Below are 25,225 nucleotides of genomic sequence, written 5' to 3' on the forward strand. Positions count from 1 at the left end.
GAAGCAACTCGCCGAGTGCGAGATCGACTCCTGCGGCCCCGACGGCCCCCCACTGCAGCACGGCCTCGACAAGGAACTGACCCGCCTCTTGGCCCACATCATCCTCCCCGTTCGCCGAAGGCTCCTCCGACGTCCGACACATCTCGGCCATGGCCGCCGACAACGGTGCGCATGTCCGGACGCTCGTCGCCGCCCGGTCGACGCCCGCCCCATTGGGCGACCTCGCGGTGCCGCATCGCTCACGAGAGGACGGCGAGGCCGGAGGCGGCTGTGCGTCCTGAGCCGCTCGGAGCGGCGCAGTGGAAAAAGCCGTGCGCCACCCCTCCCGGCTTCCCTACACTCACCACGACATCGAGATCGAGTGAGGGGAGCCGGGCCGTGCGTACCCGCACCGCTGCCGTCGTTCCCCCCTCCCGGTACGAGGTGATCCTGGTGTCCTGGGCCGCCCGGTGTCCGCTGCGCGGCCGGCACCGGATGCCCGCGACGAGTATCTGACGTCCCGTCATACGGCCTGCCTCACGCACGGCAGGCCGTGTCACCGCTCCGTCCTCGTCCCGGCAATCGCGCCGCCCTGTTCACAGACCAGCGAAGGGCCACGGGCCGTGCGCACCCACACCAACCCCCTCACCACCGTCCGCAACCTGGGCATCCTCGCCCACGTCGACGCGGGCAAGACCACCGTCACCGAGCGGATCCTCTACACCACCGGCACCACCTACAAGCGCGGCGAGGTCCACGACGGCACGACCGTCACCGACTTCGACCCGCAGGAACGCGATCGCGGCATCACCATCTTCGCCGCGGCGGTCAGCTGCGCCTGGGACGGTCACCGGATCAACCTGATCGACACCCCCGGACACGTCGACTTCGCCGACGAGGTCGAGCGCTCGCTGCGCGTGCTGGACGGAGCGGTCGCCGTGTTCGACGCCGTGGCGGGTGTGGAACCGCAGAGCGAGTCCGTGTGGCGGCAGGCCGACCGGCACGGCGTGCCGAGGATCGCGTTCGTCAACAAGATGGACCGGGCGGGCGCCGACCTCGACACGGCCGTCGCCTCCATCCGTGAGCGGCTGCACCCGGTACCGCTGGTGGTGCAGTTGCCCATCGGTACGGAGGACGGCTTCACCGGCGTCGTCGACCTGCTGCGCATGCGCGCCCTGGTGTGGGCCGACGGCGCGGAGACGGCCGAGGAGGGGCCGGTGCCCGACGCCCTGAGCGAGGAGGCGGCACGCCGGCGGCGACTGCTGGAGGAGGCGGTGGCGGAACGCCATCCGGCCGCGCTGGAGGAGTTCTGCGACCGGGAGACGCTCACCGCGGCCACCCTCGCCGGCGCCCTGCGAGACCTGACGCGCGGTGGCGACGGCGTGGTCGTGCTGTGCGGCTCGGCCTACCGCAACCGCGGTGTCGAACCGCTGCTGGACGCCGTCGTGACCTACCTGCCGTCCCCGCTGGACGTACCGCCGGTGCGCGGCACCCACGACGGTACGGAGCAGGAACGGTGCGCGGACCCGGCGGCGCCGATGGCGGCACTGGCGTTCAAGGTGAACGCCACCCCGACGGGACGGCTGACGTACCTGCGGGTGTACTCGGGCACGATCGAGAAGGGGGACACCGTGTGGGACGCGGGTACGCGCCGCACCGAGCGGATCGGCCGCATCCTGCGGGTACGGGCCGACCGCCACGACCCGCTGGAGCGGGCGGTCGCCGGGGACATCGTCGCCGTGGTCGGGCTGAAGTCCGCCCGCGCCGGCTCGACCCTGTGCGCTCCGGGCGCCCCTCTGGTCCTGGAGCCTCCGGGCGTGGCCGAACCGGTCGTGCACGTGTCGGTGGAGGCCCGGCGTTCCACCGACACCGACCGGCTGGCCTCGGCGCTCGCCCGGCTGACGGAGGAGGACCCGTCGCTGGCCGTGCGGACCGACCCGGAGACCGGGCAGACCGTCCTGTCGGGCATGGGTGAACTGCATCTCGAGGTCGCGGTGGAGCGTGTCCGGCGCGAGCACGGCCTCGAGGTCGGCGTGGGCCGTCCCGGCGTGGCGTACCGCGAGACCGTCGGCGAGGGCGTGACGGGCTTCGTCCACCGGCACGTCAAACAGGACGGCGGCGCGGGGCAGTTCGCGCACATCGTGCTCGACGTGGAGCCGTGGGAGGAGGACATGGAGGAGGACACGGAGGTGGGATCGAAGGTGGGCTCCAAGGAGGGCGGGTTCGTGTTCCGCTCGACGGTGGTCGGCGGGCGCGTGCCGCAGGAGTTCGTGCGGGCCGTCGAGGCCGGCTGCCGGGACGCCCTGGCCGAGGGCCCGCTGGGCGGTCACCCGGTGACCGGCCTGAGGGTCACGCTCACCGACGGCCAGACGCATGTGAAGGACTCCTCGGACACGGCCTTCCGCACCGCAGGCCGGTTCGGCCTCCGCGACGCCCTGCGCGCCTCGGCGATGGTCCTGCTGGAACCGGTCGTGGACGTCACGGTCACCGTGCCCGAGGACGCGGTCGGCGGCGTACTCGGCGACCTGGCCGCCCGCCGCGGCCGGGTCACCGGCTCCGACACGCGGGGCGGCGCGGCGGTCGTCTCGGCCACCGTGCCGCTGGCCGAGCTGTTCGGCTACGCGACCCGGCTGCGCAGCCGCACCCAGGGCCGCGGCACCTTCACCGCCCGGCCCACCGGTTACGCACCGGCGCCGGCCGGGACACCGGCCCGATAGCGTGCCGGGCTGCCCCCTCCCGACCGGAGACCGGAGACCGAGGGAGGGGGCAGCCACCCTGCGGCGCCGGTCAGGGTTGGAGGGACAACACCGTCGACGGCACGGCCGGGGTCCCGGAGTGACGGGAGTACCTGCCCTGGGGGCTCGGACGGGGGACTCCGCGCCCACCACGATCGGCCTCGCGCCGCTGGGCCCGCAGGCTTGGTCAGCGCCGGTCAGCGCCGGTCAGCGCCGGTCAGGGCCGGTCAGGCGTTCTTCCTGGCCACCCCGCCGTAGATGCCGATCGGCGGGGCGTCGCGCCGCGGCGCCTCGTCGGGGCGCCAATCGGTGACCCGGACCAGTCCGGGCTCGACCAGCGCGAAGTCACCGAAGAGGTCGAGGACCCTGGCGTGCGGGCGCAGGTGCAGGGACGCGGTGGCGTCGTTGTAGACGGCCGCCGCGTCCTCGCGCCGGTCCTCGTGGACGTCGCCCGTCGCGTGCGACAGCACCAGGTAGGAGCCGGCGGGCAGCGCGTCGCGCAGGGTGGCGACGACGCCGTCCGGGTCCTCCGCGTCGGAGACGAAGTGGACGACGGCCACCAGCAGCAGGGCCACCGGCCGGTCGAAGTCGATGACCCCGCGCACCTCGGGGTGGTCGAGGATCGCCCGGGGGTCGCGAAGGTCGGCCAGGACGACGGAGGTGTCGGCGCCGTCCGCCAGGGTCCTGGAGTGGGTGCTGACGATGGGGTCGTTGTCGACGTAGGCGACCCGCGTCTCCGGTGCGACGGCCCGCGCGATCTGGTGCACGTTGGGTTCCGTGGGCAGGCCCGTGCCCACGTCGAGGATCTGCCGGACGCCGCCCTCGGCGACCACGTGCCGGACCGCGCGGTGCATGAAGTGCCGGTTGGCGAGGACGCCCGCCCGTACCTCGGGGGCCGCCTTCATGAACTGCTCGGCCGCCTTCTGGTCGACCTCGTAGTTGTCCTTCCCGCCCAGGAAGTAGTCGTACATGCGGGCCGGATGGGGCTTGCTCGTGTCGATCAGGTAGGGGTGGGCGGTGCTCTCGCCGCCGCTCAGGGAGGTCATGCTGCCTGACTCCGTCCTCAACTCGCTTGCCACCCACGGGAAAAGCGCGGCGAGTGACTGTCGGAGCATCATCTTGGCATGGCCGCGGGCGTCCGGCAGGGCAGACCACGGACAACGCCGCCCGCGCGCTCGCGCACCGTGCGGCCTCGCCGCTTCAGCCCGTGACCGGGCCGGATAGGGTGGCGGCCCCGGCCCGTGGAGCGGGTTCTGCAGGCATGCGGTGTTCGGTGGCATGCGGTGTTCGGTTCTTCCACGCCCGGCCGAGAACTCAGTTGCCCGTGGTTCCGTTTACGGAGGAGCGTCCTGTGACCGCCGGAACACCCCGAGTCCACATCGACACCAGCAAACCCCACCCCGCGCGCGTCTACGACTGGCTGCTGGGCGGAAAGGACAACTATCCCGTCGACCAGCAGGTCGGGGAGACGCTGCCCGAAGAGGCGCGGGGCAACGCGGCGCGCAACCGGGCGTTCATGCACCGCGCCGCCGCCTGGCTGGCGAAGAGCGGCGTCGACCAGTACCTCGACATCGGCACCGGCATCCCCACCGAACCCAATCTGCACCAGATCGTGCAGGCGATCACGCCGGGCGCCCGCATCGTCTACGCGGACAACGACCCGATCGTCCTGCGGCACGCGGAAGCCCTGCTGACCAGCACCCCTCAGGGCGCCACCGGCTTCCTCCACGTGGATGTGCGGCAGCCCGCGACGATCCTCGAGCGCGCCGGTGAACTGCTGGACCTGGAGCGGCCCGTGGCCCTCTCGCTGATCGCACTCCTGCACTTCCTGCCGGACGACGAGGACCCGTACGGCGTGGTCCGCACGCTGGTCGACGCGTTGCCGACCGGCAGTTTCCTGTTGCTTTCGCACGGGACGGCCGATCAGCACCCGGAGCTGAAGCAGGAGACCGAGGCCGCGTACAAGAAGGGTGCGATTCCGCTGAGGATGCGCACCCGGAGCGAGGTCGAGCCCTTCTTCGACGGACTGGAACTCGTGGCGCCGGGCCTGGTGTTCGCCACCGAGTGGTACCAGGAGGAACCGGCACCGGTGCAGGAGCGCAGCGGCTTCTACGTCGGCGTCGCCCGGGTCCCCTGAGCCGGACTCTCCGCCGACGGTGGGCAGTTCTTGACGTGAGCCGGAACCGGTCGATACTTGTGCGCAGCGTGGGTTGGCGGGTGTCCATGGTCGGCACGGGGCGGGGCGGATGAAGAAGAGACTGTGTGCCACGGGTGCCGTTCTCGGCGTCCTCGCCACCTTGGGCGCGCTGCCGGCTCAGGCTTCCCCGCAGCCGCAGCCGCAGCCGCAGCCGCACCCACACCCACCCTCGAGCCGCCCCGCCCTGCCCCTGGGCCCCGCCGGCCTCCCCGAGAGCCGCACCACGACAACCCTCCAGCCGGGCGTCACCCTCACCCGCATCGTGCGCGGGAACGCCGCCGACCCGGCACTCCACTGGACGGTCGAGGTCTCCATCCCCGGCGGCGACACCTCACCGGACCCCGACGCACCGCCGACGGCCCTCAAGGACAGGGCGAGCGCCGACGAACTGACCGCCGAGCTGCGGCAGGACGGCTTCGAAGCCCGGGCGGAGGAAGTGACGACACCGGCAACGGCCGACCACCCCGGTGGCACACTCGGCTGGCGGGTCCGCGTCGGAACGTTCGCCGCGCAGTCCGCCGCGACGTCCGAACGCACACGCCTGAGGGCGGCCGGACACACGGGTTCCGCCGTGTACACCGGCTGGGACGGCGAGGCCGCGGACCGCGGCCCCTGGCACGTCGACGTACTCACCATCGACCCGCGCACCTTCCGCGGCAGCCTCGACGCGTCGTACGGGCCGAACCTGGAGAACCGGGAGACGACCAGCGCACTGTCGGCGTCGGCGCACGCGACCGCCGCGGTCAACGCGGGCTTCTTCGTCCTCGACCCCAAGGCGGGCGCACCGGGCGACCCGGCCGGCGTGGGCGTGTACGACGGACGCCTGCTGAGCGAACCGGTGGCCGGGCGCCCCGGCCTGGTGATCCAGGACAACGCCCGCGGGACGGAGGTCACCCGCCTCACCTGGCAAGGCCGGGTCAAGGGCCGCACCTCCTCCCTCCACCTGAACGGCGTCAACCGCGTACCGGGCCTGGTCAGGAACTGCGGCGGGAGCAAGGGCGACGCCCCCACCTCGCTGCCCCTGCACGACGTGACCTGTACGAACCCCGACGAACTGGTGACCTTCACACCGGACTACGGCCGGCACACCCCGCAGGGCGCGGGACTGGAGGCCGTACTCGACGCCCACGACCGGGTGGTCGAGTTGCGCTCACCACGGGGCGGGTCACTCCCGCCGGGCGGCAGCTCCGTCCAGGCGACCGGCACCCGCGTAGCGGACCTGACCGCCCTGGCCCGCGTGGGCGTCCGCCTGCGCGTCAGCGCAACCCTGCTGGACGAGCACGGCCACCGGGTCTCCCCCTCCCCCCGGACCGACATCCTGAACGCCGGCCCCGAACTCGTCCGTGACGGGCGGATCCACGTGACGCCCGCCACCGACGGCATGGTGCACCCCGGCGACCCGAGCTGGTACTACGGCTGGGTCCACAAACGCAACCCCCGCACCCTGGCCGGGGTGGACGCGGCCGGCCGCACGGTACTCGTCACGGCCGACGGACGCAGCACGGCGTCCCTCGGGCTCAGCATCGGCGAGAGCGCCGAGGTCGCCAAGTCACTGGGACTGCACGACGCGGTCAACCTGGACGGCGGCGGCTCGACGACGATGGTGACGGACGGCACCGTGATCAACACCCCGTCGGACGCCGCCGGCGAACGCCCCGTCGGAGAGGCGCTGTTGATCCTGCCCCGCGCGCACCACCAGCGACCCGCACCTGCCACCCACTGACGTACGAAGCCCCGCACCACAGCACGACGAACAGCAACCCACCCCAGGGAGCCGCCGTGTTCGCGAACGTGCCCACCGCCCTGACCCTACGAGCCCGAGTCCTGCTCGTCCTGTCCGTACTGCTCGCCACCCTCACCCCGACCGCCCCGGCCCTGGCCACGGGGAAAGCGGGCAACCCCCGTCCCGGCGCCGAAGTCGTCGCCGTCACCCAGGTCGCGGACCGGCAGGTCGACCTGTCGGTACGGTCAACGGCCCTGGGAGGCCGCACGGTCAACGTCCGCCTGCTCACCCCGGACGGCTGGAACCCGGACGACCGACGCCGACAGCACTGGCCGACCCTCTGGCTGCTCCACGGCTGCTGCGGCGACTACACCTCGTGGACCGCGAAGACCGACGTCGCGCGGACCGAGAGCCTGCGCGACGTCCTCGTCGTCATGCCCGAGGCCGGCTGGAACGGCTGGTACAGCGACTGGTGGAACCACGGCAAGGGCGGCGACCCCGCCTGGGAGACCTTCCACACGGTGGAACTGCGCCGCCTCCTGGAACGTGACTGGGGCGCCGGCAGCAACCGCGTCGTGGCCGGCCTGTCGATGGGCGGCCAGGGCGCCCTTCTCTACGCCGCCCGCCACCCCGGAATGTTCAAGGCGACGGCGGCCTACTCCGGCTCCGCGCACCCCCTCCTGAACGACGAGTCCATCAACCGCATCCTGGGCTTCTTCGCCGGCCAGGACAACGACCCGCTCCGCGTCTGGGGAGACCCGGTCGCCCAACGCCGCATCTGGCAGTCCCACGACCCGTTCCACCTCGCGAAGCGCCTCCGCTCCATCCCGGTGTACCTGTCCTGCGGCGACGGCACCACCGGCCCCCTGGACCCACCGGGCAGCACGAGCGCCCTCGAGGCCGACTTCTACCGGCAGAACCACGCCCTGGCGGCGGAGCTGCGCCGGGTGGGGGCCAGGCACCTGACCACCCACTTCTACGGTCCGGGGACGCACGGGTGGGCGTACTGGGAGCGGGAGTTGCACGCCTCGCTGCCGATGTTGCTGGGGGCGTTGGGGGTCGAGGGCTGACCATCTCGCGGTGTGGATCTCGAAAATACGTACCCCTCTTCCCCGCGGCCTGGCACCATGAGGGGCTGCACCGACGTGTCTTTTTGCGGGCCGAGTGGCCCTGATCGAGAGGGATTTCATGGCGGACTGGATCTACATCCTCAATCCGCTCAAGGACACGCTGGACGGGGAGCCGTCCGACAAGGAGACGATGCGCCAACTCGCCGAGGAGGAGCCGGAGCTGGATTTCTGGCTCAGCCGCCGCAACCGCATGCGGCCGGGCGACCGCCTCTGGTTCTTCTTCACCCACCCGGAGTCGGCGGTCGCGGCGGTGGCCGAGGTCGACGAGGAGCCCTGCGAGGACCCCGACGACCCCGCCAACTCCTACCTGGTCGCGGTGTCCTTGCTGCCCGAGGCGACGAAGGCGCTGTACCGCGACCCGGTGGGCCGTGAGGAACTGGCGCTGGGGCAAGTGCGGTCGGTGCAGAAGGTCAAGCCGGAAGCCCTGCCGGTCCTGCTGGCGCGGGCGGGTCTCTGAGACCGCGCCGACAGGCTGGTGGGCGGTCTTTCGTGGAGGCTCCCGCCCGGAGCTTTCCGGCCGGGCTCCGTTCCGCGACAGCCTCGTCCGAGGGACCTGGTACCGCGGTTGTCGACCTTCCACGGTCCACTGGGGGGTATCGCGTGCCGGCCTGGGCCCACAGGCCTACCGCCGCAGGCGGTCCGTGACGGTTCCGGCCACTCCCTCGAGCCACTGTCGGACACCGACCCCCGAGAGGTACCGGCCCTGCATGGCGCCCCTTAGTGAAACGTGCATTGACAGTGCTTTCAAACTCTGCTTGCCTGGGAGGGCTTTCAGGTGGGTGCTTGCGGCCTGCCGGGAGCGAGCAGGGGCTCTGCCCGGTGAATGAGCCGGGCTGTGAACTGGGGCGCGCAATTGCGGCGCGCGCCCCTGTTGAGTGCGCATACCACCGGAAGGGCCGTCGCGAGGGCTGACGCCCCGTCACGCCGTTGCCACCATGGACGCGGTGAGCCCCGGACCGTGCGCCGGTGTTCAGCGATCGTGTCCTTGGGGGGACCATGGGTGGGGATCAGTACGGGTGGCTTCGTGCTGCCGTGTCGCGGTTCGGTGGAACGTGTAAGGACAAACTGGCGGGGGGTGGCGGACAGGAGGCTGCGATTCGGGGCCCGCTGGAAGTCCTGTTGCGAGCGGTGAGCGAGCACCACGAACAGCACCGGGTGAGCTGGTACGACGAGTACCCGCTGCCGGACCTCGGCGTCCGGCCCGACTACGCGGTGAGTGTGAACGGGAAGATCAGCGGCTATGTCGAACTCAAACGTCCAGGGCTGTCCGTCGATCCGGACACCTTCGGCCGCGGCAACCGGGAGCAGTGGGACAAACTCCGGGACCTGCCGAACCTGTTGTACTCGAACGGCACGGAGTGGCGGCTCTTCCGTGGCGGCAGGCAGGTCGGCGAGACCGTGTTCTTCGCCGGTTCGCTGGGCAGTGCGGGCGACAAACTCGCCGTACCCGACCCGCTGGCCTTCGACGCGCTGCTCCAGCAGTTCCTCGGGTGGAAACCCTCGCCGATCAGACACGTCGACCGTCTGGTGCAGGAGATCGCCCGCCTGTGCAGACTGCTGCGCGCCGCCGTGCAGGAACAGTTGTCGGCGGAGGCCAGATCGTCCGCACCCGACGACGACGTGCGCGCACGGCCCTTCACCGGCCTCAAGAACGACTGGCGCCGCTACCTCTTCCCGTCTGCCGACGACGCCACCTTCTCCGACGGTTTCGCCCAGACCGTCACCTTCTCGCTCCTGTTGGCTCGCACGGAAGACATCCCGCTCGCGCCCGACTCCTTTCACGAGATCGGCCGCCGCCTCGACGACGGCCACGCCCTCATGGGCAAGGCACTCCAGCTCCTGACGGACAACGTCAACGCGCGCTTCACCATCACCCTCGATCTGCTGACGCGTACGGTCGAGCAAGTGGACTGGCCGGCAGTCCGCAGCGGGAACCGGGACGCCTACCTCCACCTCTACGAACACTTCCTCACGGTCTACGATCCGGCCCTGCGCCAGCGGAGCGGCTCCTACTACACACCGCGCGAAGTGGTCGAGGAGATGATCCGTCTCACCGAGGACGTCCTACGCACCCGACTCGGCCGGGAACACGGCTTCGCCGACGACGACGTACGGATCGTCGACCCCGCCATGGGCACCGGTACCTTCCTGCACACCGTCATCGAGCGCGTCGCCGAACAGGCCGCCGAGTGCCACGGGCCCGCGATGGCCCGCGACGCCGTGCAACGGCTCGCCTCTCGCCTGTACGGCTTCGAACTGCAGACGGGCTCCTTCGCCGTCGCCGAACTGTGCGCCTCGGACCTGCTCAAGAAGTACGGCGTGTCGGTGCCGGAGGGCGGCCTCAACCTCTTCGTCACCGACACCTTGGACAACCCGTACGCCGAAGAGGAGTACCTGGCGTCCACTTACGAGGCGCTCGCTCAGTCGCGTAGACGCGCCAACAAGGTCAAGGCGCACACCCCGATCACCGTCGTCGTCGGCAACCCGCCGTACGACGACAAGGCCGAGGGGCGCGGCGGCTGGGTGGAGAAACGCGCGGACCGCGGAGAAAGGCCACTGCTCGACGACTTCCGTCACGCGGGCAACGGCCGCTACGAGCACATGCTCAAGAACATGTACGTGTACTTCTGGCGGTGGGCGGCCTGGAAGGTGTTCGACGCCCATGCCGAAGACCGGCACGGAGTGGTCTGTTTCATCACTCCGTCCGGGTGGGCCACAGGTCCCGGCGGACGGGGGATGCGTGACTATCTGCGGCGGACCTGTGACGAGGGCTGGATCGTCAACCTCTCTCCGGAGGGCCAGCGTCCCGATGCAGCCACTCGCGTCTTCCCAGGCGTCGCACAGCCGCTCGCCATCTTCGTCTTCGCCCGCCGGGCGGGAATCGAGCGAGGACCGGAGCACCGGGCACACGTGCACTACCGGGCCTTGTCGGGGATGCGTGCGGACAAGTTCCGCCGGCTGCGGGCGATCCGGCTGGACGACGACGGATGGCGGGACACCCACACGCACCCGACACGGCCGCTCACGCCCGTGACGGAGTCGGGCTGGGAGGACTACCCCGAGCTCAACGATCTGTTCCCCTGGGGCAGTCTGGGCATCACGTCGAACCGTTCATGGGTGAGCGCCCCCTCGGAGGAGACCCTGCGCCGCCGGTGGGCGACGCTGATACGCGAATCCGACCCGGCCCGCCGGGCGGAACTCTTCAAGGAGACAGGGGACCGGACGCTGACCGGCAAGCGAGACCCGTTGCCCGGCCAGACCGCCCGCAGAAAGCCGCTTGCCGAGGAAGGCGACACCACCCCGCACCTCGTACGCATGGCCCTGCGCAGCTTCGACCGGCAGCACATCATCGCAGACAACCGCGCACTCGACCGTCCCCGCCCCGACCTGTGGGCGGCCGCCCAGCGTGACGGGCAGCTCTTCCTCAACCAGCAGTCATCGCACTCGATCGACTCGGGCCCCGCGCTGATCGCGACGCACCTGATCCCCGACACGCATCACTTCAACGGCCGCGGCGGCCGCATCATGCCCCTGCTGCACCCCGACGGTTCCGCAAATACCGCGGTCGGCCTCCTGCCGTACCTCGCACGGGCACTCGGCCGCGCACGGATCGTGGCCGACGACCTGGCGGCGTACGCCGTCGCCGTCGCGGGGCATTCGGCTTTCACCCAGAGGTTCACGGAGGAACTCCTGACGCCGGGCACACGGCTCCCGCTCACCCGTGACGGCGCACTCTGGGACGAGGCCGTCACCCTCGGCCGCCAGGTCCTGTGGGCGTCCACATACGGAGCCCGGTGCGCCGACCCGGCGCAGGAACGCCCTGTCGGCAAGGTGGAGTTCCCGCCCGGGGACCCATGCAGGGTGCGGTACGTCAGCCACATCGGCGACACGCTTCCCGAGCGGATACGGCACGATGCCGAGTCGGCGACGCTGCACGTCGGCGAGGGGGAGTTCGCCCCCGTGCCGGAAGCGGTGTGGACGTACGACGTCGGCGGAATGCCCGTCATCAAGAAGTGGTTCGGCTACCGGAAGGCCTCACCCAACAGCAAGAAGACCAGTCCCCTCGACGACATCCACGTCGAGGCCTGGCCTTCCGAGTGGACGAGGGAACTCATCGAGTTGCTCTCGGTCCTTCGCCGCCTGACCGACCTCGCCCCCGTTCAGGATGCCTTGTTGTCCGCGTTATTGGCCGGCCCGGTGGTGACGGAGGAGGAACTGGTGGCGGCTCGGGTGCTGCCCGTGTCTCCCGCGGCACGCAAGGCCCGGCATCCGGCGGTTGACGGGCTCTTCCCCGAGGGGTGAGGGGAAGCCGAGCCCCGCTTCAGCCGTACTGCTGCTCCGAGGAGCCCACATCAGCGACCGCTGCCCGCAGAGTGATGTCGCCCTGTGCCAGCAGACGAAGCGTCCGGGCGATCCGGGGATGCTCGCTCTCGACGGCACCGGCGAAGCGGATCACGTCCCCGAGGCGGGCGTGCGCGTCGCCGAGCTGTACCTCATAGTGCACAGCCGTCCCGAGGTCGGTGATCTGCGCGGAGTGGGCCTCCCGTACGACAAGCCCGAGGACGGCAAGGAGGGACAAATCCACAAGCGTCACCTCGTGATCAAGACCTCGCGCCGCCGTCACCTCCTGGTCCACGGCGAAGTCGCTCCCCTCCCGGACGGGGAGGGGAGCGAGTACGAGCTCCGCCAGCAGGCGAAGCTGTGACTCCGTGAGCACGATGTGCGGCAGCGGCATGGGAACATGCCTAGCACACCCGGGCAGCGTGGGGCCGTATCGCGGTGGCCGCTGTCTTCCCGTCCTCGACCCGCGCGTCGATTCGCAACGCAACGACTGGTTGACTGCTTTCGTTCGGGCTGTCGACGGCGGGCCCACCGGGTGGGTGGCGCACCGGCATGCCACTGGGTGCGTCGAGGGAAGTGAACGTGGAACAGTTCGCCGCGGGCAAGGTTCTGCGCAACAGGTACCGGCTGGACCGGATTCTGGGCAGAGGGGCGATGGGGCATGTCTGGCAGGGGACGGACGTGTACCTGGAGCGTCCTGTCGCGGTCAAGACCGTGGCTGCCGACCTTCTGGCTTTGCAGGACTGGCGTGCCACAGCCCTGGCACGCTTCGAGAGGGAGGCCAAGGCCGCAGCTCGTCTGGATCACGCCAACATCACCACCGTGTACGACGCCGCCGTCACCGAGGACGTCTGCTGCCTGGTGATGCAACTCGTCGACGGGACGACTCTCGACAATGTCATCGACGGTGCCGACGACGGGTGCCTGCCCGTGCCCGCCGCGGTCTCCGTGGCCGCGCAGCTGTGCTCGGGGCTGTCGGCAGCGCACGCGGCCGGTCTCGTGCACCGCGACCTCAAGCCGCAGAACGTCATGGTCGGCTCCAGCGGTCTGGTGAAGATCCTCGACTTCGGTCTGGTGAAGGTTCTCTCGGACACCGACCCGCAGCTCACCATGACGGGCGAGACGCTCGGCAACGTCGCCTACGCCTCGCCCGAACTCCTCGCCGGCGAAAAGTTGTTGGACGGGCGGAGCGACTTGTACGCCGTGGGGTGCCTGCTGCACCACATGCTCACCGGCCACCCTCCCTTCCGCAGCGAGCGCCCCGCCGAGCTGGTCACCCAGCACCTCACCGCGCCCCCGCCCCGGACGGCCGAGTGCGGTGTCGAGGTCCCGACGGCTCTCCAGGACCTGGCGCACGCACTGCTCGCCAAACGTCCGGAGGACCGCCCCGGCGACGCGGCGGAAGTGTACGCGGCCCTCGCCCCGTATCTGCCGGCCCCCGATCCGGCGCTGGCGATCCGCAGGATGCCACCGGAGGATCCCCGACGGCCCTTCCTCGTGCCCCAGGGACCGATCGCGCCCCGGGGGCCGATCGTGCCGCGTTACTAGCCGAAGCCGTCCGCGGCACGATCGCGTGGCGGGTCATGCCGCGGCCGGGGGCCTGACCCTGATCAGCGCTTCGAGGAACGGGCTGGGCTCCCCGTGCCAGAAGACGTCCAGGCTGTCCCGGGCCCGCGTGGCCGCCACGAAGAGCAGGGACCGCGCGCGCTGCATCTCCGTTCGGTGGCGCGCCGGGTTCGTGGTCCGCCGCTGCTGGACGTCCGCGCGGGGCACCAGCCCGTCGGTCACCCCGGCGATGATCATGCGCTGGTACTCGAGTCCCTTGAACCGGTACATCGTGCCGATGTGGACGCCGCTGTCGTCGCGGGGCCCGTCCGGGCCGATCTCCAGAGCGTGGATGCCGTGCTGCATCAGTGTGTACGCGACTTCGGTCGCCATGCGGTTGGTGGGTACGGCGATCGCGATCTGCTCGTGCGGCACCTGACCCCAGGACTCGATCAGCGCGGCGATCGCCTCGCGTTCCTCCACCCAGTCGTTGCGCCGGTGCAGATCCGGGACCGCGCCACTGAGTACGGAGCGGTACCCGGCCAGCGTCTCGCCACCGCCGTCGAGGTCGTCGTACGTCTCGTCACCGAGCACGTTCAGCGCGGAGCGCAGGATCTGCCGGGTGGTGCGGTAGCTCAACGACAGCTTCGACGACCGGCCGCGGATGTTGATGCCGAGGCTGCCGAGGGTCACCTGGTTCTTGTAGATGCGCTGGTGTGTGTCACCGACCAGGAAGAGGTCGTTGCGGTCCGGGGCGGTCATCGCGCGCAGCATCTTCCAGTGGGCGGGCCGCAGGTCCTGGGCCTCGTCCACCACGATGTACCGGTACCGGTAGCGCAGCCAGCCTCCCGAGCCGTCGGCCACGTGGACGTTGTCCAGGCCGCCCGCTTCCTCCCGGCGGCGCTCGATGGCCTGGATGCGCCGGGCCCGTTCCGCCTCCAACTGTGCTGCCCGCTCCGCGATCTGGTCCCATGTCTGGACTCCGAGCCGGTCCAGGCGCTGGGTGAACCGCTCGACGAGCTGCCAGATCTCGGCGCGCTCGGCACGGGTGACCGTGCCTCCACGTCCGGCGCGGCGCGCCCGGAAGTAGTCCGTGCGTGAGGTCACGGCCTGGCCGAGGACCACCTGGGTCCACTCGTCGTGCAGGAACTCCGCGTCCCAGCTGTCCTCGCCGAGCTCGTCGAGGAGCGAGCGCCATTCCCGGACCGCCTGTGCCTCGTCGACGATGCGCTTGCGGTTGCCCGGTTCCGCCTCGCGGACGGTGCGCAGCGCGAGCTGGTCGACGTGACTGATCTCGACGCGCGACAGCAGCGTCTCGCCGCCCAGGGCGAGCAGCCGTGAACGCAGGTCCGCCGCGAGGTTCTTGTTGTACGTGGTCAGCAGGACCGGCTTGCTCCGGCCTGCCGGGAGCCGCTCGACCAGGTGCTTGACCCGGTGCAGCGCCACGATCGTCTTGCCGGTGCCGGGTCCGCCGCCCACGCGTGCCGGGCCGCTGTAGTCCCGGGTGACCAGCTTGGCCTGAGTGGGGTGCAGGAACACCTTCCAACGGCCGAAGTCCTCACCCTCCAAGGCCTCGCGCAGCGCGTCGTCCGTGGTGGTGACGATGGTGGCAGGACGTTCGACGGCGGCACGGAAGTCCTCGACGTCCACCGGCTCCGGCGTCGCGACAGGCGCGGTGACCTGCTCCAGGACGTCGGCGTACGCCTTCCCGTCGTAGAGGGCCAACAGGACCTCGCCGGTGAGCTGCGGCGCGTACTCGACGAGTCCGAGGAGCTGGTCCTCGGTGGTCAGCGCGGCGACGACCGGAACCAGGGACGGAGCCACACCCAGGTCGGTGAGCTCCTGTTCCGACCACTTCGCGAACAGCGGCTCGGGGCCGGTCGGCTCGGCGGGAAGGGCAGGTTCGACGGGCTGAGCGGGCTCTGCGGGCGTGGCCGCCCGCGGTGCCCGGGCACTGAGTACCTCCTCCTGCACCACCTGCAGGTCGACGTACTCGATGCCGCCGGTGACGCGGTTGACCGAGTACGTCAGCCGGTCCAGATGCGCGTACACGTCCTTGCGGTGCTTGACCGAGACGATCAGCCAGTCGTCGTCGGCCAGGCGCAGCAGCAGCGCGCGGTACTCGTCGTTGACGCGCGCCGAGTACAGCTTGTCGTGCCCCTGTAGCTGCTTGAGGCGCAGCCCCGCGGAATCCGGATTGGTCTTGAATTTGTGCTGGAAGTCGTAGATCGCGCCCTTGACGGGTCGGGGGAGCTTGAGGATCTCCCGGTCCGCCTTGTCGAGCAGGCGCAGCGTCACGTTCTTGCCGGTCACGGCTGTGTGTTCCCCCCGTTTTCCGTGGTGGTCCGATCAGGCTGGTCAGGTGGCCTCCGGCTGCCGGCCGGTGGTGCGCCGCCGAGGCGGTCCGCGAGGGCGTCGGCGGTCCAGCCGGCGGCGGGTCGTACCTCCCAGCCGGCCACGGCGAACGCGCGGTCGCGGTCGACCGCCTCCGGATCCTCGTCCTCACCCTCCGGCGGGCGCGGGGCGAGCACGACGCCGACCCGTGCGGCGGGCCACGCCAACTCGGCCAGCCAGCCGTTCTCGTCGAGTTCGTAGCCGTCCTCGGGCACCGCGACGCCGCGCGCCGCGAGGGCTTCGGCGAGCGCGAGCAGGCCGGGCTCGTCCGGGTCGAGGTATTCGATGACCCGGTCCCACTTCCCGCCCCGGACAGGAGGGGGAATGTTCACGGGGGGCGCTTCGGCGGTTGCGGGGGCCGGTGGCGCAGGCGTGGTGGTCTTCTCCGTCGCGGGTGTGCCGTCGGCGGCGGCTGTGCGGGGGAGGGTGGTGCGGACGCTCTCCAGGACGCCACTGCCGCCCGTGACCGCCAGGGCCTCGACGGGGAACCCGTGGAGGCGGCCAGTCGTGAGCTGGACGGCGTCTCCGCCGCCGGTGTCCAGGAACTGCAGCAGGTTGGACCAGTACAGCCAGGCCCGCCAGCGGCGCTTGTGTGCCTCCTCCTGCGTGTGGGCGCCGGGCGCGTCGTCGAGGAGGACGATGCCTGTCCACGCGGGGGGCTTGGCCCGGCCGTCCGCGGCGAAGACCAGCGGCAGCCCCGCGCGGTCCGTCACCGTGAACAGTTGCACGGGGCCGCGCGGTCCTGCGGGAGTCCTGCCGCGCAGCGCCGCCGTGATCTGCTCGCCCAGCACATCCGGTGGCAGCGCGACGGGGCGGGCCCCGGCCCCCATGAAGCCGGCCAGGGCGGCCTCCGCCCGCCACCGCCAGCGCTCCGCGTCCGGGCGGCGCAGATACTCCACGAGCTGTACGGCCGGATTGACCCACACCGTCTCCGCGAGTTCACCGGGCAGGGCGTTCCACACCGTGGCGTAGTAGCCGCGTGCCTTGCCGCGGGCCTGGTCGCCGTACGGCTCCCACACCGGGTCGGCCGGTCCCGCGCCCGCGTGGCCGATGTCCCGGACACGGCGCTGCCAGTCCCGCACGTCGCCGTAGGTGAGCTGGAAGACCCTGAGCCCTTCCGCGCGCAGCCGCGTGCGCTTCTCCGCGTCGTCAGCGACCCGGTTGTGCTCCCGGCCGGCGTGGAATTCGTAACCGTCCAGGTAGAGCGCGACACGGGGGCCGGGCGCGTCGACCCGCTCGAAGAGGACGTCGGGGCGGGTGCCGTCGAAGACGCGCTGCTGCGACACCCGCCAGCTCAGTGTCGTGCCGTCGGCGGCGGTGAGTCGCAGGTCCAGCGCATGGGTGCCGGCCGGCGTGATGTAGGCGTCACCGCTCGCACGGCTCTCCGGCAGTTTGGCCCATTCGCGCAGCGTGTCGATGAACAGGACCTCGAGATCGCTCTCGGCCTGCTGGTGCATCGGGATCTGCTGGGTGGTGGCGATGGGCGAGGTGCGCCAGCGTTCACCTTCCGCGCCGAGCAGCTCGTCGAGCATCTGCCGGACCTCGTTGCGGCTGACCTTGTCGTAGTCGGCCGGCGGCACGCGGCGCAGCAGGCAGCGGTGACAGCCGTCGAGACCCTTCTCCCGACAACCGCAGCCCTCGATCACCTCGCGAGCCTTCAGCAGGACCTCGCGGAAGCCGTCGGACGTCGCCAGACGATGCAGGTAACCGGTGCCCCCGGGCAGCCGGTCGTAGACGACGAGGAACCGGCGCGGCCAGTCGCGGTCCTCGCCGTCCGGCATGGACGCGGCGGTGATGTCGATGTGGTCGGGGTCGCCGCCGTAGCGGGCCGCTATGCCCGCGAACAGCGCGGCGGTGAACGAGGCGAGCCGCTCCTTGGCCCGTGCCACGGACGCCGGCAGCAGGATACGGACGGCCTCCGTCGTCAGCTCGTGCGCCAGCAGCAACGGCACGTCCTGCCCGGCGCCCTGCTCCTCCCCGCTGCCGCGCAGCCGTCGGCGCGGACACCACAGCTGGTGGTGGGCGCTCGCGCGGGTGGAGCGGGCGAGCGAGGCGGTGAGCGCGTGCTGCGACTGGTCGACGACCGGCCGCCCGTCGGCCGTCGCCCCACCGCAACTGGCGCACACGTAGAACGGGTTCAGCCGCACGTCGTCCCCGGCCAGCGGGACCGTGCTGCTGCCGTCCTGCCGGTCGACGCCGAGATTCAGGGTCCGGACGACGGCCTTGCGCGTGAAGTCCGCGCCGAAGACCGCGCTGTCGTGCCGCCACGACCCGGTCGCCAGATGCGCCGGATCGATGTCGACGGTGGTGAGCACCGCGTACCGCTTCCGGTCCCGCTCGTCACGGTCGTCCCGCACCCGGGCGTCGTCCCGCTTGTCCCGGGCCATCACGCGCCGCGGCTCCAGCACGTGGTGTACGCACCCCGCGTCGGCGATCTCCCGGGAACCGCACCGCGGGCACGGCGAGGTGTCGTTCTTCGGATCGCCGTGCGTGCGCGCGTAACCGCAGGCCGGGCACAGGCGCCACACCGCCCAGGCGCGCCGTTCCGGGCTGCCTGTGTCGAGGGCGCGCACCACGTGCCGGTAGCCGTTGACGTAGAAGGAGTTGCCGGGCGCGAGTTCGGTGAGCGCCAGTTTGCGGGACCGCTCGTAGTCGCGCACCTCGCTGCGGTAGGTCCACTCCCGGCGTTCGTCGTCGCCCTGCGGGCTCTCCGTGCCCTCCTCGTCCCCGGCGGCCTCCTTCCAGTAGAGGGTGGCCTCCAGCGACGTGGTCGTGTCGGTGAGGCTGTAGTTGGGCAGCAGTCCCAGTTCGACGAGGGCGCCGTGCGCGCTGGTCTGGCTCAGCTCGCGCAGCAGCTCGCCCGTGGCGCGCCGTTCCGCGAGCAGCTCGCGCCGCTCGGCGCCCTGCTCACGGTCGTCGGCGAGCAGCCCGTCCACCGCGGTGTCGATGGCGGCGATACGACGGCGCAGCTCCTCGCGGCGCGCCGTCCACTCCTCCTCGGCCTCCTGCAGGGTGCGCGCGATGCCGCCGGTGGCGTAGGCACGCAACTCGTCCGCGGCATGGGCGGACACTCCCCGGCCGTCCTCCGCGCCGTCGGAGGCCTGCGGGAACAGTGCCAGGAACTCCTCCACCAGCCGCGCCCCATGGGTGAGCGCCGCGTCCGAGAGGTCCTGGCACCAGCCGGTCGAACCGAACAGCGCCGACGACAGGCGCGGCACCGGCATGAGCAACTCTCCGTCGGCGGTGGTGAGCTCGCCGCGCGCCGCCCGGTCCAGCAGGTGCGCCGTGTACTGGCGGCGCAGGATCTCGACGGCCGACAGGTAGCAGCCCGGCGGCACGATGTCACCGGCGATCATCTCGGTCGGGGCGTCCAGGTAGTAGCGGTCGCGGGCCCGTCGCCCACCGAAGGCGACCACCAGGGCGTTGCCCGTCCGGCGTCCGGCCCGCCCCGCACGCTGCACGTAGTTCGCCGGTCCGCCCGGCAGCGAGCCGAGCAGTACCGCCGACAGGTCGCCGATGTCGATGCCCAGCTCGAGGGTGGGCGTGCAGGAGAGCACGTTGGGGTCGGTGTAGTGGGTGCCCTGCCGGAACGTCCGCTCCACGCGCTCCCGTTCGGGCCGGGTCAGCATGCCGGTGTGCTCGGCCGTGACGACCCGGTAGGTGCCACCGGTCAGATACAGGCGGCGGTAGTAGTCGGTCCGGTAGTCGCGTTCCAGTTTCCCGCCGAAGCCGCCGCTGCCCGCGCCGGTCGACGACACGCCGGGCTGGGGAGGGGTGAGAACGCCGGTGCAGCGCCAGCGCGGACAGGGATGCCCGTACCAGCGGGTGCGCCGCTCGGGCGGCACCACCTGCTGCCAGCCGCACTCCTCGCAGGACACGAACGCCTTGTTGACCAGGTCGTCCGCCAGGAGCCGCACCTGGATGTGGCCCGGCTGCAGCCCGTACACGCGGGTGGTGCGGTCCTTGGCGGTGCGCACCGACAGCACGCCCTCGTCCGCGAGGACCGGCAGCAGCCCGCGCAGGTACTCGGTCGCCCGCGCCGCGTCCAGGCCGAGGCAGCGCCGTGTCCAGTCCTGGTACCAGTTGCCACGACCGGTGATCGTGTCGAACTTGGTCTTCTCCTTGGGACCGGCGAGCAGGAACCTCGGCGGTGCGACGTACCCCTCGGGAAAGGCCGGCATCCCCTCCGGCCGCTGCCCGGAGATGAGGTACTGGTTGACGCCCGCTTCCTTGATCCAGGTCTCCAGCCACCGGTGCCGGACGCCGCCGCGCAGCCGCAGTCGCTCCAGCAGCCCCCGTACGTACGCCAGGTACCGGTCGGGTGTGGGCAGGCCGCCGTCCAGCCCCAGTTGTCCCGGCAGCGTGAGGTGCAGGTCACGGGCGAGCGTGACGATCCGGTCCGGATCGGCGAGCACCACCTCCGCGGCCGTGGTCCGGGTCAGTTCCAGGGTGCGCCCGAGTCGCGACCGCAGCCCGAACTCCATGACGGTCGCGAACGCGAGCCGCTCACCGATGAGCTTCCAGGTCCGCGCGTCCCCGGTGCCGCGCCCGGACAGGAGCCGGTCCACGCCCGGTTCGTCGTGCAGGTCGGGCGGCACGACGGCGGCCAGTGCCTGCGGGTCGTCCACGGAGTCCAGGACGTCACCGATGAGGTCGTTGAGCGGGAGGGGCGTACCGGTGTCGTCCAGTCGGTGCGCCAGCAGCGAGCGCAGCGAGAACTTGTACGAGGCGTTGGCGACGTATCCGGCCCGGTGCGCCGCGTCCTGGGTGGAGTCGTTGAACAGCAGCGTCTTGCGCTCCTCCGGCGCCAGCGCGATCTCCTGGCCGCCGGTGAACAGTTGGGTGACCGTGGCGGAGGCCAGCGCGGCGAGTGCGGTACCGAGGAACCTGATGCCGTTGTCGGTGTCGCACGCCGGGCAGGTGTCGTCCTTGGCGGCCTGGTCGGCGGTCTTCTTGTCGAGGACGGCCCGCGCGAACCAGGCGTCCTGCAGCCCGTCCCCGTCCTCGGCGACGGGCATGCGGTAGGTGCTCTGCGCTCCGTCCAGCACCACCACGGACTGCGGATCGACACCGCCCGCCTGTTTCGGCGCCGTGCCGGTGAGCGCGGCGAGGGCGTCCCGGGCCTCGGCAGGCGTCGCCGAGATGAAGTACCGCAGTCGCCGCCTGTCGCGTCCGACGGCGGCCTGCCAGATCCGCAGCGGGCTGGTCTCCAGCTTCTGCGGGTCGGCTTCCGGGGACAGCGCCGCCCACCCCGAGCGGCCGCACACCCGGCAGTAGACCGCGGGCAGGTGGGCCTGCGCCGGCCGCTGCACGGTGTCCGAACCCGGCAGCGCCTGGGGCCGCCGCGCGTCCGGCGTCGGCCATTCGTCGCCGTCGGACGAGTCCTCGGACGCGGTCGCCGCGGTGAGCGCGGAGCGCCGCGCGACGGTCCGCTCGTCCTCGTACCAGCGGAACTCGGGCCGGGCGCCCACCCCGCTCAGCACCCGCCCCACCGGCCGCACCCACAGATGCGCCTCGATGTGCAGCAGCGGACGCGGCCGGCGCTCGTCGGACTCCGGGTCCCGCGCGGACGACAGCAGGGCCACGAACCGCGACAGCGCCTCCAATGCGAGCCGCGGATTCTCCCGCGCGGTGCGCGCCCACGCGTACCCGAAGCGGGCCATGCGGTCCCGCAGCCCCCATTCGTCGAGCGGATCGCCGTTCAGCAGCGCGAGCACGCCGTGGGTGAAGTCGTGCTTCTTCAGCAGCCGCCCGATCTGGAACGCGTCCAGGCCGCGCCGCCCCAGCAGCCGCTCGGCGAGCCCGTCCAGGTCGAGCCGGTCCGGGTCGGACTCCACGCCCGGCCCGCCCGACACGTCGATGACCTCCTTGGGGCTCGGAGGCTCGGGCAGCTCGTAGTCGATGTCGCCGACGAAGTCGTCGGCGCTCAGCCGTTCCTCGCCGATCACCGAGTCGGGCCCGAAGGGCACGCCGAACACCTGCTCGGCGACGGTGAGGATGCCGCTGGTGTCGCCCCCGCCCTCGCCGAGGGTCGCCGAGGTCGCCACCGGGCAGATCGAACCGAGCGGCCGCCCGGGCTTCGAGGCGCCCACGGCGGACGCCAGCCGCCGCAGCAGCATCGCCACGTCCGTGCCCTGCGCACCGTCGTAGGTGTGGAACTCGTCCAGCACCACGTACGCCGGGTCCGCGCCCTCCCACAGCAACCGGTCGTCGGCCCGCTGGAGCAGCAGGTCCAGCATCTTGTAGTTGGTGATCAGCACGTCCGGGGGCGACTGGCGCATCTCCTCGCGACGCGTCATCACCCGCCGGAAGTCGGTGTCCGGCTTGTCGCCGATGTACAGACCTGCCGTCACCTGGGCCAGTTCCGGCTGCGCCAGGTAGTCGCCGATGCGGCCGGCCTGGTCGGTGGCGAGCGCGTTCATCGGGTACAGCAGTACGGCCTTCACCCCGCGCCGGCCCAGCGCCTTCTGTCGCCGGCAGTGGTCGAGTACGGGGATCAGGAACGACTCGGTCTTGCCGGACCCGGTGCCGGTGGTCACGAGCGTCGGCTCGGCCGCCCCCCGGTACGTGCTCAGTCGCTCCCACGCCTTCGCCTGGTGCCGCCACGGGGTGAACGACGGCTGCCACTCCAAGGCCGACCGCCATCCGTCGTCGGCCGGGTGGAACGGCGTCCTGATCCGCAGGTACGGACCCCGGAAGATGCCCGTCTCCGGATCCCCGAGGAACCGCTCCAGTGCCAGCCGCGTGTCCTCGTCGGCGAGCGCGTACGTCGTCGTGAGGTACTGCGTGAGACTGCCGCGGAGTTGCGCGGCGGCCAGGGTGGGCTTCACGAGGACCTTTCGGGCAGGACGGCAACCACGACCGCCGGGCACGCGACGCCATGACAGCCGGCGAGGGCGCCGTGACGATCAGCGTCAAAAATACCGCCCACCTCGCACATCGTTACCCACCTGGTCGAATCCCGGCCTCCGCCGCGGGGCGCGGACGAGGTGCGGATGCCCGGTGATGTCCATGCCCCGCGGCACCGACCCGCCGCCTGCGACACCTGCGATCAGGTCCAGCCCTCGAGCTCCCCGACGAAGTCCGAGTACGAGCGGTTCTTGCCACGCGGGGAGGGGATCAGCCGGTGCTTCAGCGCCTCGCGGGCGACGGCCGGGCCGTCGCTCTCCCGGAACACCGGCAGGCCGAGTCCCCGCTTGAGCTCCTCCTTGGCGTCCTTGACACGACCGGTGTCCTTGTCGAGCAGCCGGTCGGGGACCTTCCACCGCGGACGCACGCAGGGGAAGGCGTCCGGGAAGAGCAGCAGCCAGCCCTCGCTCTCCCACGCGGCGAGCGCGAGTGCCGTCCGGAACTCCTGGCAGTGACGCGCGAACTCGTCGGTCAGTGTCCTGCGGACTCGGTCGTAGTGGTCGTCGGTGTAGCCGTCCAGGTCCTCGTGGACGACGAATCCGAGCAACTCGGCGCGCTGCTGGCGTGCCTTGGCCCGTGCCTTGCCGGTCAGCGTCCTCACGGCGGCGGCGAGATCAGGACCGGTCTTCTTGCGCAGCCGCACCGGGTCGTTGATGCGGACCAGCTTGGCCATTGCATCGAGGTCGGGCCTATTCGCGCGTATCAGCGCGGCCAGGATTTCGCAGTCGTTCTGGTCCTCACCGGCCAGCACGATGACCCCCCCGTTCCCGAGCTCCGGTCGCCCACCTCCCACCCTGCCGCCCCTTCGGGGTCACAGCTCACCCCCGGTGAGGTCGCCGCCCAGCACGCCGGAGAACCACAACTCCCCGAGCGGCTGTTCACCGGACTCCTGGACGATGTCCTTCACCTCGTCGACGCTGAGGGCCGGGATGATCGACGCGCCGTCCTCGTCGCGGTCGCACACGACGAACTCCTCCGGACGGAGCCTGTTCACGAGTGCGGGGGAGTGGGTTGCCACGATGAACTGCGTCCGCTCGGCGGCCTCGCGCAGTCGCTGCACGACGAGTTCCAGGGCCTGCGGATGCAGCCCGTGGTCGATCTCCTCGATACAGGTGAACGCCGGAGGATTGGGGTCGTAGAGCAGGGCGAGCAGCCCGAGCAGCCGGACCGTCCCGTAGGAGGCGTCGGCCAGCGGCGTCAGACGGCGCAGGCCATGCTCGCGCAGCACGACGGTCAACTGGTCGGTGGCCCCGCCGACTTCCTCGAACTCGATGCTCTCCAGCTGGGGCAGGACCGTACGGGCGTCAGATACCAAATCATCCCAGATCTCCTCGCGACCGCTGAGGTGGATCAGGAATCCGGCCAGGTTCTCGGCGTGCGGGGAGAGGGTGGCGAAGTCCGCACCGCGCAGGCGGGTCGGCTGCCGGGCCGCCTCCACGTCGACGTCGAAGACCCGGAAGGACGACAGCCGGTCGGCGACCCGCGTCACCTCGTCCCCGCCGTCCGCGGGACCGAGCCGGGGAAGGGTCGACAGTCCGCTGCTGAGCCTACGGATACCGAAGCTGCCGCTGTCCTTGCTCTGGCCCGCCCGCACGTCGAGGATGCGCGCCTCCTCGCCCTTGATGGTGATGCGCCGGCCCCGCCCCTGCTTGCGCTTGAACGCGAAGCTCTCCTCACGGGAAAGAGCGTAGTAGGGCGAGCGCTCGCTGGTTTGTTTGGACCGCAGGGAGCGGCGCCGGATGGTGAGGCCGTACTCGTCCGGCGCGTTGCGGGTGGAGTTGGTCGTCCACGTGGCCTTGAGGTGGATACGCATGGTGGTCGGCGGCTTGTTCCCGCCCCAGAACGCCACCTCGTCGAACCCGCCCCGCGTGTCGAGCGCCGGCTGGAGGTCGGTGCGGATGATGTCGGCGAGGAAGTCGAACACCTTCAGCACATTGGATTTGCCTGCCCCGTTCGGGCCCACCAACACCGTGAGAGGACCGAGCGGCACGGTCACGTCGCGCAGACTGCGGAAGTTCTCGACGTGCAGTTCGAGAAGACGGCCAGGCATGGGGGAACCTATCGAGTGCGAAGGACGGCTTCCGTGCGCGGTCGGTACGTACCGTGCGTGGAACATCGTGGCTCAGCGTATCCGGGCCGGCTGACACCGGATGGCGTGTTCGGTGTGGTCATTCCGCCGAGGGCCGGCACGTCCGGTAGTTGGCACGCACGGGCTGACCGTCCCGCCACCTCATGGACTCCTGTGCTTCCCCGGGAAGCGCGTCGCGGGACA

The 25,225-nt window shown here is 71.3% G+C and carries 13 protein-coding genes; 7 read left to right on the forward strand and 6 right to left on the reverse strand.

The window, feature by feature from the left end:
• Window positions 1–602 precede the first annotated feature (602 nt).
• Window positions 603–2,696, forward strand: a complete 2,094-nt coding sequence (gene fusA, locus RM812_RS00060; RefSeq protein WP_311570244.1) for an elongation factor G — start codon at window positions 603–605, stop codon at window positions 2,694–2,696.
• Between the two features lie 245 nt (window positions 2,697–2,941).
• Here fusA and RM812_RS00065 read toward each other — a convergent pair whose 3' ends face one another.
• Window positions 2,942–3,760, reverse strand: a complete 819-nt coding sequence (locus tag RM812_RS00065; protein WP_311570245.1) for an SAM-dependent methyltransferase — start codon at window positions 3,758–3,760, stop codon at window positions 2,942–2,944.
• Between the two features lie 305 nt (window positions 3,761–4,065).
• Between RM812_RS00065 and RM812_RS00070 the strand changes: the two genes are divergently transcribed.
• The 5 genes from RM812_RS00070 to RM812_RS00090 all read left to right on the forward strand — a co-directional run bounded on the left by RM812_RS00070 (window position 4,066) and on the right by RM812_RS00090 (window position 12,066).
• The gene (locus RM812_RS00070) at window positions 4,066–4,851 is read left to right on the forward strand and encodes an SAM-dependent methyltransferase (RefSeq protein WP_311570246.1); all 786 of its coding nucleotides are present in this window, start codon (window positions 4,066–4,068) and stop codon (window positions 4,849–4,851) included.
• A 109-nt stretch (window positions 4,852–4,960) separates the two neighbouring features.
• On the forward strand, window positions 4,961–6,634 hold the full coding sequence (locus tag RM812_RS00075; RefSeq protein WP_311570247.1) for a phosphodiester glycosidase family protein: 1,674 nt from the start codon (window positions 4,961–4,963) through the stop codon (window positions 6,632–6,634).
• Between the two features lie 56 nt (window positions 6,635–6,690).
• Window positions 6,691–7,704, forward strand: coding sequence for an alpha/beta hydrolase (locus tag RM812_RS00080; protein ID WP_311570248.1), 1,014 nt, complete (start codon window positions 6,691–6,693; stop codon window positions 7,702–7,704).
• 118 nt (window positions 7,705–7,822) lie between these two features.
• A complete protein-coding gene (locus RM812_RS00085; RefSeq protein WP_311570249.1) occupies window positions 7,823–8,221 on the forward strand; it encodes a hypothetical protein in 399 nt (132 codons plus the stop codon).
• Between the two features lie 671 nt (window positions 8,222–8,892).
• The gene (locus RM812_RS00090; RefSeq protein ID WP_311570250.1) at window positions 8,893–12,066 is read left to right on the forward strand and encodes a type ISP restriction/modification enzyme; all 3,174 of its coding nucleotides are present in this window, start codon (window positions 8,893–8,895) and stop codon (window positions 12,064–12,066) included.
• Window positions 12,067–12,085: 19 nt separating this feature from the next.
• Here RM812_RS00090 and RM812_RS00095 read toward each other — a convergent pair whose 3' ends face one another.
• Window positions 12,086–12,499, reverse strand: a complete 414-nt coding sequence (locus RM812_RS00095) for a hypothetical protein (RefSeq protein ID WP_311570251.1) — start codon at window positions 12,497–12,499, stop codon at window positions 12,086–12,088.
• A 188-nt stretch (window positions 12,500–12,687) separates the two neighbouring features.
• Between RM812_RS00095 and RM812_RS00100 the strand changes: the two genes are divergently transcribed.
• Window positions 12,688–13,653 carry a serine/threonine-protein kinase gene (locus RM812_RS00100; protein ID WP_311570252.1) on the forward strand — a complete coding sequence of 322 codons (966 nt, stop codon included), beginning with the start codon at window positions 12,688–12,690 and terminating at the stop codon, window positions 13,651–13,653.
• 33 nt (window positions 13,654–13,686) lie between these two features.
• On the opposite strand, the gene RM812_RS00105 is transcribed toward RM812_RS00100, so the two are convergent.
• The 4 genes from RM812_RS00105 to RM812_RS00120 form a co-directional block, all read right to left on the reverse strand.
• On the reverse strand, window positions 13,687–15,963 hold the full coding sequence (locus tag RM812_RS00105) for a UvrD-helicase domain-containing protein (RefSeq protein ID WP_311570253.1): 2,277 nt from the start codon (window positions 15,961–15,963) through the stop codon (window positions 13,687–13,689).
• Window positions 15,960–22,874 carry a DEAD/DEAH box helicase gene (locus RM812_RS00110; protein WP_311570254.1) on the reverse strand — a complete coding sequence of 2,305 codons (6,915 nt, stop codon included), beginning with the start codon at window positions 22,872–22,874 and terminating at the stop codon, window positions 15,960–15,962. The genes RM812_RS00105 and RM812_RS00110 overlap by 4 nt, the downstream gene beginning before the upstream one ends.
• Before the next feature lie 221 nt (window positions 22,875–23,095).
• The gene (locus RM812_RS00115; RefSeq protein WP_311570255.1) at window positions 23,096–23,704 is read right to left on the reverse strand and encodes a hypothetical protein; all 609 of its coding nucleotides are present in this window, start codon (window positions 23,702–23,704) and stop codon (window positions 23,096–23,098) included.
• A 60-nt stretch (window positions 23,705–23,764) separates the two neighbouring features.
• Window positions 23,765–25,003 carry an AAA family ATPase gene (locus tag RM812_RS00120; protein ID WP_311570256.1) on the reverse strand — a complete coding sequence of 413 codons (1,239 nt, stop codon included), beginning with the start codon at window positions 25,001–25,003 and terminating at the stop codon, window positions 23,765–23,767.
• Window positions 25,004–25,225: the final 222 nt, after the last annotated feature.

Origin of the sequence: Streptomyces lancefieldiae (genome assembly GCF_031845825.1) — a bacterium.
In the GTDB taxonomy this organism is placed as follows: Bacteria; Actinomycetota; Actinomycetes; order Streptomycetales; family Streptomycetaceae; genus Streptomyces; species Streptomyces lancefieldiae.

Excerpts from the sequence above, each read along its gene's own strand:
- RM812_RS00120 (WP_311570256.1), bottom strand. The coding sequence starts at position 25,003 with ATGCCTGGCCGTCTTCTCGAACTGCACGTCGAGAACTTCCGCAGTCTG.
- RM812_RS00075 (WP_311570247.1), top strand. The coding sequence starts at position 4,961 with ATGAAGAAGAGACTGTGTGCCACGGGTGCCGTTCTCGGCGTCCTCGCC.
- RM812_RS00085 (WP_311570249.1), top strand. The coding sequence starts at position 7,823 with ATGGCGGACTGGATCTACATCCTCAATCCGCTCAAGGACACGCTGGAC.
- RM812_RS00095 (WP_311570251.1), bottom strand. The coding sequence starts at position 12,499 with ATGCCGCTGCCGCACATCGTGCTCACGGAGTCACAGCTTCGCCTGCTG.
- RM812_RS00065 (WP_311570245.1), bottom strand. The coding sequence starts at position 3,760 with ATGACCTCCCTGAGCGGCGGCGAGAGCACCGCCCACCCCTACCTGATC.